The organism is Stenotrophomonas sp. STEN021, from assembly GCF_056760175.1.
Genome location: NZ_JBRREH010000064.1, coordinates 1 through 13,013, shown reverse-complemented (window position 1 = coordinate 13,013; position 13,013 = coordinate 1). Strand labels below are relative to the sequence as shown.

General features: G+C 63.9%; 13 protein-coding genes. 7 read left to right on the top strand and 6 right to left on the bottom strand.

The window, feature by feature from the left end; translation table 11 throughout:
- Positions 1-19: 19 nt before the first annotated feature.
- The gene (locus tag ACVOL0_RS14035; RefSeq protein ID WP_481549626.1) at positions 20-1,768 is read right to left on the bottom strand and encodes a glutamine--tRNA ligase/YqeY domain fusion protein; all 1,749 of its coding nucleotides are present in this window, start codon (positions 1,766-1,768) and stop codon (positions 20-22) included.
- A gap of 103 nt (positions 1,769-1,871) precedes the next feature.
- Here ACVOL0_RS14035 and ACVOL0_RS14030 point away from each other — a divergent pair, with 103 nt between their 5' ends.
- The 4 genes from ACVOL0_RS14030 to ACVOL0_RS14015 are packed head-to-tail and all read left to right on the top strand — an operon-like array spanning position 1,872 to position 4,013.
- Positions 1,872-2,540 carry a glutathione S-transferase family protein gene (locus tag ACVOL0_RS14030; protein WP_481549625.1) on the top strand — a complete coding sequence of 223 codons (669 nt, stop codon included), beginning with the start codon at positions 1,872-1,874 and terminating at the stop codon, positions 2,538-2,540.
- A gap of 12 nt (positions 2,541-2,552) precedes the next feature.
- Positions 2,553-2,819 carry a putative signal transducing protein gene (locus ACVOL0_RS14025; RefSeq protein ID WP_481549624.1) on the top strand — a complete coding sequence of 89 codons (267 nt, stop codon included), beginning with the start codon at positions 2,553-2,555 and terminating at the stop codon, positions 2,817-2,819.
- A 30-nt stretch (positions 2,820-2,849) separates the two neighbouring features.
- Positions 2,850-3,500, top strand: coding sequence for a peptide-methionine (S)-S-oxide reductase MsrA (msrA, locus tag ACVOL0_RS14020; protein WP_481549640.1), 651 nt, complete (start codon positions 2,850-2,852; stop codon positions 3,498-3,500).
- Positions 3,501-3,503: 3 nt separating this feature from the next.
- The gene (locus ACVOL0_RS14015) at positions 3,504-4,013 is read left to right on the top strand and encodes a flavodoxin family protein (RefSeq protein ID WP_481549623.1); all 510 of its coding nucleotides are present in this window, start codon (positions 3,504-3,506) and stop codon (positions 4,011-4,013) included.
- Positions 4,014-4,184: 171 nt separating this feature from the next.
- Here the strand turns inward: ACVOL0_RS14015 and ACVOL0_RS14010 are convergent, their stop codons facing one another.
- From ACVOL0_RS14010 to ahpC, 5 genes are all read right to left on the bottom strand, one after another.
- On the bottom strand, positions 4,185-5,153 hold the full coding sequence (locus ACVOL0_RS14010; protein ID WP_481549639.1) for a transaldolase: 969 nt from the start codon (positions 5,151-5,153) through the stop codon (positions 4,185-4,187).
- Positions 5,154-5,184: 31 nt separating this feature from the next.
- On the bottom strand, positions 5,185-5,610 hold the full coding sequence (gene rnk, locus ACVOL0_RS14005) for a nucleoside diphosphate kinase regulator (RefSeq protein WP_481528403.1): 426 nt from the start codon (positions 5,608-5,610) through the stop codon (positions 5,185-5,187).
- Between the two features lie 283 nt (positions 5,611-5,893).
- Positions 5,894-6,826: a LysR substrate-binding domain-containing protein gene (locus tag ACVOL0_RS14000; protein WP_481549622.1), complete on the bottom strand. Its 933-nt coding sequence runs from the start codon at positions 6,824-6,826 to the stop codon at positions 5,894-5,896.
- A gap of 147 nt (positions 6,827-6,973) precedes the next feature.
- Complete coding sequence (gene ahpF / locus ACVOL0_RS13995; protein ID WP_481549621.1) at positions 6,974-8,566, bottom strand: alkyl hydroperoxide reductase subunit F; 1,593 nt, start codon at positions 8,564-8,566, stop codon at positions 6,974-6,976.
- 185 nt (positions 8,567-8,751) lie between these two features.
- Complete coding sequence (gene ahpC / locus ACVOL0_RS13990) at positions 8,752-9,315, bottom strand: alkyl hydroperoxide reductase subunit C (protein ID WP_313174167.1); 564 nt, start codon at positions 9,313-9,315, stop codon at positions 8,752-8,754.
- A gap of 300 nt (positions 9,316-9,615) precedes the next feature.
- On the opposite strand from ahpC, the gene prmC reads away from it, so the two are divergent.
- The 3 genes from prmC (at position 9,616) to pip (ending at position 12,922) form a co-directional block, all read left to right on the top strand.
- Positions 9,616-10,458, top strand: coding sequence for a peptide chain release factor N(5)-glutamine methyltransferase (gene prmC, locus ACVOL0_RS13985; RefSeq protein WP_481549620.1), 843 nt, complete (start codon positions 9,616-9,618; stop codon positions 10,456-10,458).
- A gap of 182 nt (positions 10,459-10,640) precedes the next feature.
- The gene (locus ACVOL0_RS13980; protein ID WP_481549619.1) at positions 10,641-11,903 is read left to right on the top strand and encodes an erythromycin esterase family protein; all 1,263 of its coding nucleotides are present in this window, start codon (positions 10,641-10,643) and stop codon (positions 11,901-11,903) included.
- A gap of 74 nt (positions 11,904-11,977) precedes the next feature.
- Entirely contained in the window at positions 11,978-12,922 is a 945-nt protein-coding gene (gene pip / locus ACVOL0_RS13975; RefSeq protein WP_481549618.1) for a prolyl aminopeptidase, read from the top strand.
- Positions 12,923-13,013: the final 91 nt, after the last annotated feature.

The following is a 13,013-nucleotide window of genomic DNA, read 5'->3' as shown; positions in this document are numbered from 1 at the left end:
ACCACACCCATCCTGCTGATCAGGCCGACCAGGTATCGCGCAGGGTCACGCTGCGGTTGAACACCGGCTTGGCTGCGGTGTGGTCGCGGCGGTCGGCGACGAAGTAGCCGGTGCGCTCGAACTGGTAGCTCTGTTCCGGTGCGGCCAGCGCGGCGGCCGGTTCGACGTAACCGGTGACGACCTTGCGCGATTCCGGGTTCAGGTAATCGCGGTAGGTCTTGCCTTCGGATTCGTCGTCCGGGTTGGCCACCGAGAACAGGCGGTCGTACAGGCGCACTTCGGCTTCCACCGCGTGCTGGGCGCTGACCCAGTGGATGGTGCCCTTGATCTTGCGGTTGGCGCCTTCCATGCCCGGACGCGATTCCGGGTCCAGCCAGCCGCGCAGCTCGACGATCTCGCCGGCGTCGTTCTTGATCACTTCATCGACGCGGGCGATGCCAGCGCCACGCAGGCGCACTTCGCCGCCCGGGACCAGACGCTTCCAGCCCTTCGGCGGCACTTCGGCGAAGTCTTCGCGCTCGATCCACAGCTCGCGCGAGAACGGTACCTCGCGGCTGCCGAAGCTTTCGTCCTTCGGATGGTTGCTGAAGGTGAGGGCTTCTTCGTGGCCTTCCGGCAGGTTGGTCAGCACCAGCTTGAGCGGATCGATCACCGCCATGCGGCGTGCGGCGGCGCTGTCCAGGTCTTCGCGCAGGGCGCCTTCCAGCACGCTGAAATCGATCAGCGAGTTCTGCTTGGAAATGCCAACGCGCTCAGCGAACAGGCGCATCGCCGCCGGGGTGTAACCACGACGACGCAGGCCCTGCAGGGTCGGCATGCGCGGATCTTCCCAGCCATCGACCAGGCTCTCGGTGACCAGCGCCATCAGCTTGCGCTTGCTCATCACCGTGTAGTTGATGTTCAGGCGCGAGAACTCGATCTGGCGTGGCTTGGCGGCTTCGCGCGGCAGGCCCTTGTCGACCAGCGGCTGGGTCAAGGCGTTGTCGTGGGCGTAGTCGACGTTGTCCACGCACCAGTCGTACAGCGGGCGGTGGTCTTCGAATTCCAGCGTGCACAGCGAGTGGGTGATGCCTTCCAGCGAATCGCCCAGCGCGTGCGCGAAGTCATACATCGGGTAGATCGGCCAGGCATTGCCGGTGTTCTGGTGCTCGACGTGCTTGATGCGGTAGATCGCCGGATCTCGCAGGTTGATGTTGCCGCTGGCCATGTCGATCTTGGCGCGCACGGTGCGGGCGCCATCGGCGAACTCGCCGGCACGCATGCGCGCGAACAGGTCCAGGTTCTCCTCGACGCTGCGCTCGCGGTACGGCGAGGGGCGGCCCGGCTCGGTCAGGGAGCCGCGGTAGGCGCGCACTTCCTCGGCCGACAGGTCGCAGACATAGGCCTTGCCGTCGCGGATCAGCTTCTGCGCGGCCAGGTAATAGGCCTCGAAGTAGTCCGAGGCGTGGCGCAGCTCGTTCCACTCGAAGCCCAGCCAGCGCACGTCGTCCTGGATGGCCTGCACGTATTCCGGGTCTTCCTTGGCCGGGTTGGTGTCATCGAAGCGCAGGTTGCAGACGCCGCCGAACTCGCCGGCGATGCCGAAGTTCAGGCAGATCGACTTGGCATGGCCGATGTGCAGGTAGCCATTGGGCTCGGGCGGGAAGCGGGTCTTGATGGCCGTGTGCTTGCCGCTGGACAGGTCCTCACGGACGATCTGACGGATGAAATCGCGCTTTTCGGGAGCGTTTTCCGGCGTGGCGGCGACAGCAGGCGTGTTCTCGGACATGGGGGACGCAGTGTATTGAAGTAAACCGCAAGTTTAGCCGAGCCGGGCGTTGGCTGCCGGGACGGGGCTATGCTGGGCCATCCCACCGTATGGATTCGTACCGATGGATCGCCCCGTTCTGGTGATAGGCAACAAGAACTACTCGTCCTGGTCGCTGCGCCCGTGGCTGCTGCTGCGCCATTTCGGGGTGGAGTTCGACGAGGTGCGGCTGGCCCTGGATACCCCCGGTTTTGCCAGCGAAGTGCTGCAGCATTCGCCCACCGGCAAGGTGCCGGCGCTACGTGATGGTCAGCTTCAGCTCTGGGATTCGCTGGCGATCTGCGAATACGCCAACGAGCGCTGGCTGGGCGGACGCGGCTGGCCGTCCGATCTGGCCCAGCGTGCCGTGGCACGGGCCGCTGCGGCCGAAATGCATTCAGGTTTCACCGCGTTGCGCAGCCAGCTGCCGATGAACAGCCGTCGCCAGCCTGATGGTTATCGCTGGGATGCCGCCGCGCAGGCTGACATCAACCGGATCCGCGCGCTGTGGAGTGAGCTGCGCCGGCAGCACGGCGCGGGCGGGGCGTTCCTGTTCGGCCAGTTCGGCATCGTCGATGCGATGTTCGCACCGGTGGCGGTACGCTTTGACGGCTATGGCGTGGCGGCGGAAGGCGTTGCCGGCGAGTACCTGCAGGCGCTGTTGGCCTTGCCGGCACTGCGCGAGTGGCGCCAGGCCGGTGCTGTGGAAACCGAGCAGCTTGCTGCCACCGACGCCCTGCGCCAGCCGGTTTGAGCGGAGAACCCCATGCAACTGATCTACCAGACCAATAATCTGTTCGACGCGCATCTGGTCAAGCACGCGTTGGAGGATGCCGGCATCCCGGCCTTCGTGTTCGGCGAGTCCCTGCTGGGTGCGGGCGGCGAGCTGCCCTTGTTTGGCCTGCTGCGGGTCTGTGTACCCGATTCGGCCAAGCCCGAGGCCGAGGACATCGTCGCCGCGCTGGGCTTGGACGATGGCCCAGCCGACCCCATCTTGGATGACGATGAAGCGTCGGGATTCCTCCCGGCCTGAGGAGCTGACATGTTGGGAATCGGCCAGGGAATACTGGGTATCGGCGCGTTCAAGCAGCGCCTGCCGCGCCCGGAGGAAGCACTGCCGGGGCGGGACACGCCGCTGCCGCTGCACAACCAGCACTTCGTCAACGGCCAGCCGCTGCGGGCCGATTTTGATGGGTTGCAGGTGCTTGACGTGGGCCTGGGCTGCTTCTGGGGCGCCGAGCGCAAGTTCTGGCAGCTGCCCGGCGTAGTGACCACGGCGGTGGGCTATCAGGGCGGCGTCACCCCGAACCCGACCTATGAAGAGGCTTGTTCCGGGCTTACAGGCCACACCGAAGTGGTGCGGGTGGTGTTTGACCCGGCCCGGGTGACGCTGGAAACCGTGCTGCGCACCTTCTGGGAGAACCACAATCCCACCCAGGGCATGCGCCAGGGCAACGACACCGGGACCCAGTACCGCTCGGCGATCTACTGCCATACGCAGGAACAGTACGACGCGGCGATTGCCAGCCGTGATGCCTACCAGCAGCAGTTGACGGCATCGGGTTTTGGTGAGATCACCACCGAGATCGCGTTTCCGGCACCGCCGTTCTATTACGCCGAGGATTACCACCAGCAGTACCTGGCCAAGAATCCGAACGGCTATTGCGGTATCGGTGGCACCGGCGTGAGCTGCCCGATTGGCCTGGATGTCTGAGCTGTGAGTGCTGCACCGCGGCGTTTATTGGTGGTGTGGCACAGCTTTACCGGCGCTACTGCGGCGATGGTGGAAGCATTGGTGCAGGGTGCCCGTGTGAGTGCGGGTGATGTGGTGCAGGTGATTGCCTTGCGCGCCGCGGATGCCGGCGCGGACGATGTGCTTGCCGCCGATGCGGTGGTGTTCGCCACGCCGGAGACATTGGCCTCGATGAGCGGGGCGATGAAGGATTTCTTTGATCGCAGTTATTACCCGCTGTTGGGGTGCTGCGAGGGCAAGCCGTATGCGCTGCTGGTATGTGCAGGCTCGGATGGCCAGCCGACGATTGCACAGTTGCGCAGGGTTGCTTTGGGCTTGCGTTTGAAAGAGGTGGCCGAGCCGGTGCTGGTGTGTACGCAGGCACAGACGGCGGAGGCGATTGTTGCTGAGAAGAAATTGCCTGAGGTGGAGTTGGCGCGAGGCCGAGAGCTGGGCGCGCTGCTCGCAGCAGGGCTGGAGCTCGGCGTTTTTTGATTTTGATTAAGCCCCTCTCCCGCATGCGGGAGAGGGGTTGGGGTGAGGGCGCTCTTAAAGCACGTAGAGCAAAAGCTCTAAAAGCCTCCCCTCATCCGCCCCTTCGGGGCACCTTCTCCCGCAAGCGGGAGAAGGGAGATATCAAGCACTACGTTTGTCGGCCAGCTCCGCTCAGCCGCCCAACTCATCCAGAATCCGCTGCCGCAAGGTCTGCAGATCCTTCGCAAACGCCTCAATACCAGTAGCCAGCTTCTCGGTAGCCATCGGATCAGCCGCCATATCCGCATCGAACTTCGCTTCATCAATCGCAGCGACGTTCACCGCTTCGGCAGCACCGGCCACCAGCTTGCGCGGCAGCTCGCCGAAATCGGCATCCAGCTTCTCCAGCAGATCCGGCGAGATCGTCAAACGATCACAGCCAGCCAATGCTTCAATCTGCGCGGTCGAACGGAACGAGGCACCCATGACAACGGTGCTGGAACCGCGACGCTTGAACTCGGCAAACACACCGCGCACGAACACCACGCCCGGGTCTTCATCAATGCTGGCCGGGGTCTGGCCGTTGGCCACGTACCAATCCAGGATGCGGCCGACGAACGGCGAGATCAGGAAGGAGCCGGCTTCCGAGCAGGCCAGGGCCTGGGTCGGGTTGAAGATCAGGGTCAGGTTACAGTCGATGCCTTCGGCCTGCAGCACGCGCGCGGCTTCGATGCCGGCCCAGGTGGCGGCGATCTTGATCAGCACCTTGCTGCGCGGCACGCCAGCTGCTTCGTACATGGCGATGAATTCGCGCGCCTTGGCAATCGTGGCCTCGGTGTTGTGGGCCTGGTCGGCATCCACTTCGGTGGAAACACGGCCCGGCACCAGCTCGGCCAGCATGGTGCCGACGCCAACGGTCAGGCGATCGACCACGGCATTGGCGATGGTCTGCTTGTCACCACTCTGGGCGCGGCCCCACTGCAGCTCGCGCTCGATCAGACCGGCATAGACCGGCAGGTCGAGGGCTTTCTTCACCAGGGTCGGGTTGGTGGTGCAGTCGACCGGACGCAGACGCTTGATGGCATCGTAATCACCGGTATCGGCGACGACGACGGACAGTTCACGCAACTGGGCGAGCTTGGAGGGGGCCTGGGACATCATGGTTTCCTGTTGCAGGTGCGGCGCAGTGCGCTCAGCGGTGGAAATCACCAGCCGCTTCGGGCTGATAGTGGACGGCGGTGACGCGCAGGCGCAGCTGGCGGCCGCCGGGTGCGGTCCAATCGATGGTCTGGCCAACCGACAAGCCCAGCAGGGCGCTGCCGACCGGTGCCAGCACGGACACGCGGCCCTTGTCGAAATCCGCTTCATGCGGATAGACCAGGGTCAGGGAATGTTTTTCGTTGTGCAGTTCGTCTTCGCAATCCACGCGGGAGTGCATGGTGACGATGCCTTCGGGGATTTCTTCCGGCGGCAGCACCTGCGCTCGCTCAAGTTCCTGCGCAAGGGCAACAGCGGCCGGGTGCCGGCTCAGGGCCGGGGAGTCCAGCAGGGCCTCAAGACGGGCCATGTCACGGGTGGAAACAACAATGGATGGTGGCAGACCGCTGTGGCTGGTCATGGGAATTCCTTATCTGATTGAAGAGCAAGCAAAAGGCGACGCTTTGTCGGCGCCGCCCGGGTTTCTATTGTGCTGGTGAAACGGGCCGTAGGCGACCCTGTGAAGATCATGGGGCCGGTGCGCCCCGGATGCAATGTGGGGGAGGGAGGTATTCAGGTTTTGGGGTGCTGCGGAGAGCACCCCTCCCCAACCCTCCCCTCCGCCTGCGGCGCAAGGGAGGGAGTCAAGCCTTTGCCCCCTCCCTTGCGCGCAGCGGAGGGGAGGGCCGGGGAGGGGTAGGCTTTTAAGCCTGAACCCGCGGCGATTCCGCCGGCGGCTCCAACAACCCCGCAGGCAGTTGCTTGAACAACTGCGAGAACTGCTCCAGGAACGCGCCCATCGCCGAACTGCGGCGCCAGACCATGCCGATCCGCCGGTTCGGCTGCGGATCGCCCGAAAATGGGATCAATCTGACGTTCTCAGAGCGCGCCACCGGCGGCTTCACCGCCAGCATCGGCAGCAGAGTGACGCCCACGTTCGCCGCCACCATCTGCCGCAGGGTTTCCAGGCTGGTGGCCTGGAACTCGGATTTCTCCAGCGCGCCGGCCATATGGCAGACATCCAATGCCTGATCGCGCAGGCAATGGCCGTCCTGCAGCAGCAGCAGGCGTTGGTCGGACAGGTCATCCAGCGTCAGCGAGGGGTGGCTGGTCAGCGGGTGGCCTTCCGGCGCGGCCAGCACGAAGGGTTCCTCGAACAGGAATTCGGTGTGCAGTTGCTCGTCGGCGATTGGCAGGGCCAGTATGGCGGCATCGAGCTGGCCATTGCGCAGCTGCGCCAGCAATACATCGCTCTTCTCCTCGACCAGCAGCATCTCCAGCTGCGGGAAGCGCTGGCGGATCGCTGGCACCACATGCGGAAGCAGGTAGGGGCCGAGAGTCGGGAAAATTCCCAAACGCACGGTGCCGGCCTCCGGGTCGCGGGCGCGGCGTGCGGCTTCCTTCATCTGCTCCACTTCGGCCACGATGCTGCGCGCACGCGCGGCGGCCTCGCGGCCGGCCGGGGTCAGCATCACCTTGCGCGGCGCGCGCTCCACCAACGGCACGCCCAGCTCTTCTTCCAGCTTCTTGATCTGGGTGGACAGGGTGGGCTGGCTGACGAAGCTGGCCGCAGCGGCACGGCCGAAGTGCTTGTGCTCGGCCAGCGCCACCAGGTACTTCAGATCACGAAGATTCATGTTGGGCTCCCGGCTGTTTCCTTCGCCCGGCGGGAGAAGGTGCCCCGAAGGGGCGGATGAGGGTTGGGCCAAGCCCAGGTTTTCCAGGATTGCAGAAGGTTCTACCCTCACCCCAACCCCTCTCCCGCAGGAGAGGGGCTTTGAGCATCAGGCGGTTGCTGCCTCTACCGCTGCAGGCTGCAGCACCGGCGTACGGATCAGATGATCGAAGGCACTGAGCGCGGCGGTTGAACCGGCGCCCATCGCGATGATGATCTGCTTGTACGGCACCGTGGTGCAGTCGCCGGCAGCAAACACGCCCGGCACATTGGTCTGGCCGCGATCATCGATGATGATTTCGCCGCGACCGCTGAGCTCCACCGTGCCGCGCAGCCACTCGGTGTTCGGCAGCAGGCCGATCTGCACGAAGATGCCTTCCAGCTCGACCCGGTGCGAATCGCCACCGACGCGGTCGGTATAGACCAGGCCGTTGACCTTCTGGCCGTCACCCAGCACTTCGGTGGTCTGTGCGTTGAGCACCACCTTCACGTTGGGCAGGCTGTTGAGCTTGGCCTGCAGCACCTGGTCGGCGCGCAGCTTGCTGTCGAACTCGAACACGGTGACGTGGCTGACGATGCCGGCCAGGTCGATGGCCGCTTCCACACCGGAGTTGCCACCGCCGATCACCGCCACACGCTTGCCCTTGAACAGCGGGCCGTCACAGTGCGGGCAGTAAGCCACGCCCTTGTTGCGGTACTCGTCCTCGCCCGGCACGTTCATCTGCCGCCAGCGGGCGCCGGTGGACAGGATCACCGTCTTGGACTTCAACGAAGCACCATTCTCCAACTGAACTTCGACCAAGCCATCGGCACCGGCCGGCACCAGCTTGGCCGCGCGCTGCAGGTTCATGATGTCCACCTCGTACTCACGTACGTGGGCTTCCAGCGCGGCAGCCAGCTTCGGGCCTTCGGTGTGCTGCACCGAGATGAAGTTCTCGATCGCCATGGTGTCCAGCACCTGGCCGCCGAAACGCTCGGCAGCTACACCGGTGCGGATGCCCTTGCGTGCGGCATAGATCGCCGCTGCAGCACCGGCTGGGCCACCGCCCACCACCAGCACGTCGAATGCATCCTTGGCCTTGATCTTCTCGGCTTCGCGGGCAACGGCGCCGGTGTCGAGCTTGGCGACGATCTGCTCCAGGCTCATGCGGCCGGAGTCGAACATCTCGCCACCCTGGAACACCATCGGCACCGCCATCACCTGGCGCTGTTCCACTTCCTGCTGGAACGTGCCGCCCTCGATCACCGTGGTGCTGATCTTCGGGTTCAGGATCGCCATCAGCGCCAGCGCCTGCACCACGTCCGGGCAGTTGTGGCAGGTCAGCGACATATAGACGTCGAAGCTGTACTCGCCATCGATCGCGGTGATGCTGTCGATGACGTCCTGCGCGACCTTCGGCGGATGGCCGCCGGTCCACAGCAGGGCCAGCACCAGTGATTCGAATTCGTGGCCCAGCGGCAGGCCGGCGAAACGCACGCCGTGGTTCTGGCCTTCGCGGGCGATCACGAACGAGGGCTTGCGCGCATCATTGCCGGAGGTGTCCAGCGTGATCTTGCCGCCGCCGGCCGCGACGATATCGTCAAGCAGGCCGCGCATGTCCTGGCTGGCGCTGCTGTCGTCGAGCGAGGCGATCAGGCGCAGTGGCTGGCGCAGCAGGCCCATGTACTGCTGCAGCTGGGTCTTGAGGCTGTCGTCGAGCACGGTCAACTCCTTCGTTGAGGCAAAGCGGGGGAGTGACGCCCCTGCGTGAAGCGAGGCGCCAGTAAAAAGTAGGGGTGAACCGCAGCGGGCTGCGTGGCGTGCGGGCGTGGTGCTGGCTGGCATCAACACGCTGCGGTTCACCCCCACGCCCGCCGCGAGGGCGGGGTGGGAGCGGGTACGACTTATTAGATCTTGCCGACCAGATCCAGCGACGGGGTCAGGGTCTTTTCGCCTTCCTTCCACTTGGCCGGGCACACTTCGTTCGGGTGTGCGGCGGTGAACTGGGCAGCCTTCAGCTTGCGCAGGGTCTCGGACACGTCACGGGCGATCTCGTTGGAGTGGATCTCCGAGGTCTTGATCACGCCTTCCGGGTTGATCACGAAGGTGCCACGCAGGGCCAGGCCTTCTTCCGGAATGTGCACGCCGAAGGCGTTGGTCAGCTGGTGGGTCGGGTCGCCAACCAGCGGGAACTTGGCCTTGCCAACGGCCGGCGAGGTTTCGTGCCACACCTTGTGCGAGAAGTGGGTATCGGTGGTCACGATGTAGACCTCGGCACCGGCCTTCTGGAACTCGGCATAGTTGTCAGCGGCGTCTTCGATCTCGGTCGGGCAGTTGAAGGTGAAGGCTGCCGGCATGAAGATCAGGACCGACCACTTGCCCTTCAGCGATTCGTCGGTGACTTCAATGAACTTGCCGTTGTGGAACGCATTGACCTTGAACGGCTGGACCTGGGTGTTGATAAGGGACATGAAGTTTCCTCTTGGGTGTAGGGCGGGGTGAATCGTTGGAGCAAAGACTAATAGGCAGGAACTAATAAAACAAATGAATTGGATGCATCGTATCAATAGATAATGCCTATCAATCGATGCCCTGAAGCTGCCTCAAGGCCTGATATCGGGTGCTTTGCGGGCTTTCCAAGCCATCCAGGTCCAAGCTGAACGGCGCGGCATAGACAGGATTAATCCCAAGGCAAGGATCATGGCGGTAGGCAGGGACGGGTGCGCTGACTATCCTCGCCCTCCTGAAAGAAGCCGCGAAGAGGTAATACAGTGTCCACGTTGAAGGTTGCCGAGCTGTTGCGGGAGGCCGCTGCACGCCTGCCGGGTGAAGATGCCCGCCATGAGGCCGAGCAGTTGCTTATCCACGTGCTGGGCGTGGAACGGGCCTGGTTGTTTGCCCATGCCACCGACGAGGTGGAAGCCGATGCCCTGGAACGCTTCGAGGTGCTGCTGGCGCGTCGTGCCGAGGGACATCCGTTGGCCTATCTGACTGGCCGTCGCGGCTTCTGGACGCTGGACCTGCAGGTCAATACCGCCACCCTGATCCCGCGCCCGGAAACCGAGCTGCTGGTCGAGCAGGCACTGGCACGGCTGCCGGCCGATGACATGGTGCGGGTGGCCGACATGGGCACAGGCAGTGGTGCGCTCGCCTTGTCGATCGCCAGTGAACGGCCTTTGGCCACGGTGATGGCGACCGATGTGCTTGGCCCGACCTTGGCGGTGGCGGTGAAGAACGCACAGGCGCACGGTCTGGAAAACGTGTGGTTCCGGCGTGGGCATTGGTACACGGCGTTGGGTGCAGACCGTTTCGACATGATCGTCAGCAATCCGCCGTACATCGCTGCAGGCGATCCGCATCTGGTCGAGGGCGACCTGCGTTTCGAGCCGCCGCCGGCCTTGGCATCGGGTGCGGATGGCCTGGATGCGATCCGCGAGATTGTCGCTGGCGCGCATGAGCATCTGGTGCCCGGTGGCTGGTTGCTGCTGGAGCACGGCTGGGATCAGGGCGAGGCGATCCGCGCGCTGCTGGAGCAGGCCGGGTTTGTGGAGGCGCAGACGGTGCAGGACCTGGAGCAGCGTGATCGGGTGACCTTGGGACGCTGGCCTGGTTGAGGTTGTTGCTCTTGTCGCTTTTCAGCTCGTCATTCCCGCGAAGGCGGGAATGACGGCATAAAGAACGAAAGCCAAAGCAGAGCCAAAAGCACTGCTTCAGCCTGTCATTGAAGCCATTTCCTGTCCGTATCACGCACCCCGGCATCTCCCGTAGCATCGCCATTTCCAAGCCGGGGATGCCGATGATCCGTACCGCGTTCGCTGCCGTATTACTGGCCACATCACTGGGCTGTGCCGCAACGCCGGCTACCAGCAAACATGCGCCCATCCATCCCTTGCGCGAGGGCTCCTCGGTGCAGGATGACTTTGCCGATCTGGCGCCCTTGGGCGAGGCCATCGGCGACAAGCGCATCGTCATGCTCGACGAGCTCACCCATGGCGAAGGCAACATCTACGAAAGCAAGGTGCGCACCGTGCGTTACCTGCACGAGCGCAAGGGCTTCGACCTGCTGGTGCTGGAAAGCGGCTTGTTCGATGTCACCCGGCTATGGCAATCGCGGCTGCCACTGCGCGCCAATGCGCCCGGCAACATCTTCTACATGTATGCCAACAGCGCCGAGGTGTGGCCGCTGTACGACTATCTGGATGCACAACGCGACGCGCCAGGCGCGATGCAGTTGGCTGGCTTCGATGGACGCCTGAGCGGCGCATTTTCGCGTCGCCAGCTGGTGCCGCAGCTGCGCGAACGCTTGCTGCGGCAGCCACTGGATGAAATGGCAAGGCAGCGCCTGCAGCTGCACCTGCAACAGGTACAGCGATTGCTCGATGGCAAGCTGGCAACTGCCGACGCCCGTGCGCGCCAGCGCTTCTTCGATGATTCGCAATGGCTGCTGCAACTGCTGCCGGCGCCGGACGCCGAGCATGGCGACGACGTGTTCAACAGCGATGGCTTCTGGCGGCGCATCAACGCCAGCCTGCAACGCATGGCCGAGGTGAGCTGGCAGCTGCGGCCCTTCGATGAGCACGATCCGGTCATGGCCGGCAACCTGCAATGGTTGCTGGAGCAGGCCTACCCGGGGCGCAAGGCCGTCGTCTGGGGGCATTACGCGCATCTGAACAAACTCGGCGGCTACCGCGACGGTCATCCGCGAGGCTTTCCGGCGGTGGACAACGTGACCCGCGCTTTGCCGCCTGCGCTGCAGGAGCAGACCTATGTGCTGCATTACGCCGGGGCGCAAGGAAGTTACCTCGACTACATCGATCAGCAGGTGCGCAAGGTGGACGCACGACCGTCGCAGCTGGAGTCGCGCTTGACCGCCGATACCTCGGTCGCAGCCGTGTTCGTCGATCTGCATGCAGGCAGTTTGCCGGGTGAGGAGGATCCGGCCAGCCGGCTGTGGGGTATGGATTACGCCGATGAATTGACGCTGCCCGAAGCACGTCAGCGCTTCGACGGCATCTGGCTGCTGGAGGGAATGACCCCGGCGACCTATGTGACGCCTTGATGGAACCTTGTAGCGCAGACAAGACCGCAACATCGCTGCGTTAGACTAAGCGGCCTGTTCCCAGCGAGGCTGCCATGCGCACGCTCTATCCCGCCATCGAGCCCTACGACACCGGCATACTCAAGGTCGATGACCGCCATACGCTGTATTTCGAACAATGCGGCAACCCCAACGGCAAGCCGGTGGTGATGCTGCACGGCGGCCCCGGTGGCGGCTGCAGCGACAAGATGCGCCAGTTCCACGACCCGGCCAAGTACCGCATCATCCTGTTCGATCAGCGTGGCTCGGGCCGTTCCACCCCACATGCCGATCTGGTCGACAACACCACCTGGGATCTGGTGGCCGATATCGAAAAACTGCGCGAAAAGCTGGGCATCGACAGCTGGCAGGTATTCGGTGGCAGCTGGGGTTCGACGCTGGCGTTGGCCTATGCCGAAACCCATCCGCAGCGGGTGACCGAGCTGGTACTGCGCGGCATCTTCATGCTGCGCCGCTGGGAGCTGGAATGGTTCTACCAGGAAGGTGCCAATCGCCTGTTTCCGGATGCCTGGGAGCATTACCTCAAGCCGATCCCGGCAGTGGAGCGTCACGATCTGATCTCGGCCTTCCACCGTCGCCTGACCAGCGACGACGAAGCCACCCGTCTGGCCGCTGCCAAGGCATGGAGCGTGTGGGAAGGTGCGACCAGCTTCCTGCATGTGGACGACGATTTCGTCAACAGCCACGAAGATCCGCAGTTCGCACTGGCTTTCGCTCGCATCGAAAACCATTACTTCGTCAACGGCGGCTTCTTCGAGGTGGAAGACCAACTGCTGCGCGACGCGCACAAGATCGCGCACATTCCGGGCGTGATCGTTCATGGGCGCTATGACGTGGTCTGCCCGCTGGCCAACGCCTGGGAACTGCACAAGGCCTGGCCGAAGGCGCAGCTGCAGATCAGCCCGGCGTCCGGCCACTCGGCATTTGAAGCCGAGAACGTCGATGCCTTGGTACGCGCGACCGACAGCTTCGCCGGTTGATGGGCGAGCCCCAGTAATGGGGGGCCCCGACCCCCACCAAAACCCACAAAAAAAAAAAAAAAAAAAAAAACAAAAAAAAGACAAACAAAAA